This is a genomic window from Nonlabens sp. (genome assembly GCF_047636915.1).
In the GTDB taxonomy this organism is placed as follows: Bacteria; Bacteroidota; Bacteroidia; order Flavobacteriales; family Flavobacteriaceae; genus Nonlabens.
Window position 1 is genome coordinate 1 of record NZ_JBLIGN010000142.1, and the last position, 4172, is coordinate 4172.

Genomic DNA, 4172 nt, shown 5'->3' on the forward strand with positions numbered 1-4172 from the left:
AGGATCATGAAATGGGCAAAATTAAAAGGGTATCGCAATCATTACTATATTTCACCGCAAATATGGGCTTGGAAGGAAGGCCGTATAAAAGATATAAAGCGAGATGTAGACGAGATGTATGTGATCTTACCATTTGAGAAGGAATTTTACGAGCAAAAGCATCAATTTCCAGTTCATTTTGTGGGACATCCTCTAATAGATGCGATTGCTCAAAGACAATCTGTGGATCATACTAAATTTCTCGCGACCTATCAATTGGACGATAGACCTCTTATCGCTTTGTTGCCAGGAAGTCGCAAGCAAGAAATTAAAAAAATGTTGAAGGTGATGCTAGAAATGGTAGATCAATATCCCAAATATCAGTTTGTTATCGCCGGTGCTCCAGGTCAGGAGGAATCCTTTTATAGCAGCTATCTTAAAGACTATCCAGTAACGCTGGTCATGAATCGCACCTATGATTTGATGAGTCTTTGTCACTCTGCTTTAGTGACTTCTGGCACGGCTACACTAGAGACAGCACTTTTTAAGGTGCCGCAGGTAGTTTGTTATAAAGGAAGTTCCATAAGCTACCAGATTGCTAAGAGAATTGTGAAATTAGATTACATTTCACTTGTGAATCTCATCATGGATCAACCTGTAGTAACCGAGTTGATTCAAGCTGATTTTAATAAAAGGAGTTTAAAACAAGAACTGGACCTCATTCTCGATCCTACACACCGCAATCGTGTATTTACGGACTATTTTGAATTAGAGAAAAAATTAGGTGGCATCGGTGCAAGCGAGCATACTGCAAAGCTTATTTATAAAGATATAAAAAAGTAGCATGATCTTTATAATTCCGCTTTCGTATCCCAACATTTCGACACCTCTATTTTTGTTTCGCTTTTGCGAAAGGAGAACAAACACAAGAGAAAACGCTAACAAAAACCATTGTAAAAATAGCGTTGCAGTTCTGTTACTCATACTATTATTTTTAGGATTGACCTCTTGTGGAAGTTCCAAGCCCAGTGTTGTAACGACTAAAAAAGAAGCTGCAGAAAATAATGACGCGAGAGCTGTTTCTAGACCCAGAACTAATCGTACTGTGAAAGTAGCTATAGAAAAAGAAGAAGAGCAAATAGAAAGGACAACTAACGAAAAGCCTTACGCAGAAACTAACGATTTTATAAATAAAGTTGTGGAGAATGCGATGAGTTATCAAGGAGTGAAATACCGTTATGGAGGCACAACTAGCAAAGGAATGGACTGCAGTGGCCTTATAGGAGCTGCATTTATGGAAGCCGGAAAAACCATGCCGCGCAGCAGTCGCACGTTGTCTTTAGTGGCTAAAGGATTGGACCTTGATGAGGTGCGTAAAGGGGATTTTCTATTCTTTGCAACAGGTAAAAATAAACGACAGGTCAATCATGTAGCACTTATAACGCTTGTAACACCTGGAGAAATTGAATTTATTCATTCCACTACCTCCAGAGGTGTGATCACATCCACTTTAAATGAAACCTACTGGATAAACGCTTTTTTAAGAGCTGGAAGAATCGATTAAAATACTTTTTTTTATATTTAGTCATGCGCTGGCTTGATTATCCGTTTTATAGAATCTTACTGTTTCTAGTAGCTGGAATTATATATTCCAGAATTTTAGAAGTCAATTCTGACCTGTTTCTATATGGTTTAGCAACTTCTTTTGTCATTTCTATACCTTTTCTACTCGTCTACAAGTACAGGCTAGTGTCAAAGTTGCTTTTTGCGCTATCCGTTTATAGTTTTTTCTTTTTCTTAGGAGGCATTTATTTACAGCTTCAAAATAAACTTGCAGAGAACCACTTTATCAATAAACAGGTTCAAGGTGAAGATCATGTTTTGAGGTTTAAATTAGAACAACGATTAACGCCTAATGCATACAATGATCGTTTCTATGCGGAGGTAGAAGTGCTGGATAAAGAAATTGTTTCCGGGAAAACCTTGATTTTATTTAAAAGATCTGACAGTTTAAACTACAAAGTAGGCGATGTAATAAGGGTTTATGAGAGTGTAAATTTACCCGCATTCGCTCGTAATCCTGGTGATTTTGATTATAGAAAATACTTGAAATCTATAGATGTATACGGTCAGATTTATGTAGATGAACTTAGGATACTCAGTAGTGAAAGTGGTGCTGAAAAATTAAGTTTCCTTTTAAATATTAGAAACAACATACTAAATAAACTTGCATCGAGTAGTCTAAATGAGAAACCGCGAGGGATGATTGAAGCGTTGGTCTTAGGACAACGACAGAATGTGGATCCAGAATTGACTAAAAGCTTTAGAGATGCAGGAGTGATTCATATTCTCGCATTGAGTGGATTACATGTAGGGATTATTCTGTTGATTCTAAAATTTCTCACGAGGCGAATTTTGAGATTGAAATACGGCCGCTGGATCCAAAGTGCGGTTCTTATTATTTTATTGTGGTCTTTTGCATTACTCACAGGTATGTCTCCCTCTATTATGAGAGCAGTTACTATGTTTTCTTTTGTTGCAGTAGGAATGAATCTGAAACGCAAAGGCTCTGTTTATCACGGATTAACCTTGTCTGCTTTTGTGTTATTGATTTACGATCCACGATTGTTGTTTCAGGTAGGGTTTCAGTTGAGTTATACAGCGGTATTTTCCATCGTTTTGATCCAGCCAGTGCTTTCTGGATTATGGACCTGGCGCCATAAGGTCAAAGATTTTTTTTGGAGCATATTTACGGTTACTTTTGCAGCACAAATCGGAGTGGCCGGAGTAAGTTTATTTTATTTCCATCAGTTTCCCGGATTATTTATTCTAGGTAATATGTTATTGCTTCCTCTATTGCCATGGATTATAGGATCAGCCTTATTGTTGATTGTTCTTCTATTGATTGGAGTTCCTACAGATTGGCTCGCCTCAAGTTTAAATGTAATTCTTGAATTTATTATTGAAACCGTCGCTAAAATTAGTTCTTTAGATGCGTTTATTATCAGAGAGGTACATATCTCTTTCTGGGAAGCCGTCTTGATTTATATAGCTTTATTCAGTTTAATTTTATTCTTACTACCCTATTTTAAGAGGAGTAAAAGAGAGCGTTTTTACCTTAAAAAACCAAATTGGATGTTGCATTTGAGTCTCACCGCTGTTATTCTTTTGATAGGAGCAAAAAGCTTTGAAAAGTATGCGTATAGAGAGGATCAATTTGTTGTATTGCATCAATCTACTGGAACTGCAGTAAGTTTGAGCAATCAAAATCATGCTGTATTACTGACGGATTTGCATGTTATGGATTCAGTAAGAGCTGTACATAGCCTGGACCGATTAAAAGCGATAGAAAACCATAGGAATAAAGAATTATCTACAGCCGTTTTAAAAAATATAGTGGCATATAAAGGCGTACAATTGATAGTTATAGGAGAAAATGGTATTTATGATACGTCTATTAAAAACACCACCATATTACTTTCTTATTCCCCTAAAATAAATTTGGAACGATTGATTTTAGAAACCCAACCCAAATTAATCATTGCAGACGGTTCTAATTATAGGAATGTAGTAAGCGGTTGGAAAGTAACTTGTGATAAAATGGGTATTGAATTGCTACATACGTATGAAGTAGGAGCTATACGGGTGTATTAACCCTGCAATTTGTATTTAAAATCACTCTGATAATCATTCCATTTTTTACCAGTATTGATGGATTTGTAGATCTCACCGGCGAGCATAGTGATGTAGATTTCTAATTTTTTAGCATCTAATTTTCCTGGTACAGGATTGATAATGGTTCCGTTTTCATCAAAGAACACGAGTGTGGGATATTCGAATATTCTTATAAACTCTGCAAACTGGTGTTGAGCACGGTCGTTGCGCTTTTTAAAAGGATTTGAATAGGTGGCGCCTTTGTAATTAATAACTTCTGTTCCTTCAGCATCAAAGCTTACTGGATAATAATTCTCGTTGATAAAGGTGGCAATGTCTGCTTTGGAAAAAGCGTACTTATCCATCCATTTACAATTTGGACACCATTCTGTATAAGACTTCATTAAGATCTTGCGAGGTTCTTTTTTTTGTGCTGTAAGGGCTTCATTCATAGTCATCCAGTTCACCTGAGAAAAGCCAAATGCCGAAAACAAAAGAAATACAATAGGGAATAGTTTCATAGGGTGAATTTACAAAAA

At 36.5% G+C, this 4172-nt stretch carries 4 protein-coding genes; 3 read left to right on the top strand and 1 reads right to left on the bottom strand.

What is annotated here, in order from left to right:
- The 3 genes from ACJAT0_RS12810 to ACJAT0_RS12820 all read left to right on the top strand — a co-directional run.
- A partial coding sequence (locus ACJAT0_RS12810; RefSeq protein ID WP_415181968.1) for a lipid-A-disaccharide synthase occupies nucleotides 1-822 on the top strand: 822 nt, incomplete at its 5' end.
- A gap of 1 nt (nucleotide 823) precedes the next feature.
- Nucleotides 824-1543, top strand: coding sequence for a C40 family peptidase (locus ACJAT0_RS12815; RefSeq protein ID WP_415181969.1), 720 nt, complete (start codon nucleotides 824-826; stop codon nucleotides 1541-1543).
- A gap of 23 nt (nucleotides 1544-1566) precedes the next feature.
- Nucleotides 1567-3633 carry a ComEC/Rec2 family competence protein gene (locus ACJAT0_RS12820; RefSeq protein WP_415181970.1) on the top strand — a complete coding sequence of 689 codons (2067 nt, stop codon included), beginning with the start codon at nucleotides 1567-1569 and terminating at the stop codon, nucleotides 3631-3633.
- On the opposite strand, the gene ACJAT0_RS12825 is transcribed toward ACJAT0_RS12820, so the two are convergent.
- Nucleotides 3630-4154, bottom strand: coding sequence for a thioredoxin family protein (locus ACJAT0_RS12825; protein WP_374003033.1), 525 nt, complete (start codon nucleotides 4152-4154; stop codon nucleotides 3630-3632). The two genes, ACJAT0_RS12820 and ACJAT0_RS12825, sit on opposite strands and share 4 nt — an antisense overlap.
- Between the last annotated feature and the right edge of the window lie 18 nt (nucleotides 4155-4172).

What these genes read in the sequence shown, in the direction of transcription:
- ACJAT0_RS12815 (WP_415181969.1), top strand. Translation starts at nt 824, where the DNA reads ATGATCTTTATAATTCCGCTTTCGTATCCCAACATTTCGACACCTCTA.
- ACJAT0_RS12820 (WP_415181970.1), top strand. Translation starts at nt 1,567, where the DNA reads ATGCGCTGGCTTGATTATCCGTTTTATAGAATCTTACTGTTTCTAGTA.
- ACJAT0_RS12825 (WP_374003033.1), bottom strand. Translation starts at nt 4,154, where the DNA reads ATGAAACTATTCCCTATTGTATTTCTTTTGTTTTCGGCATTTGGCTTT.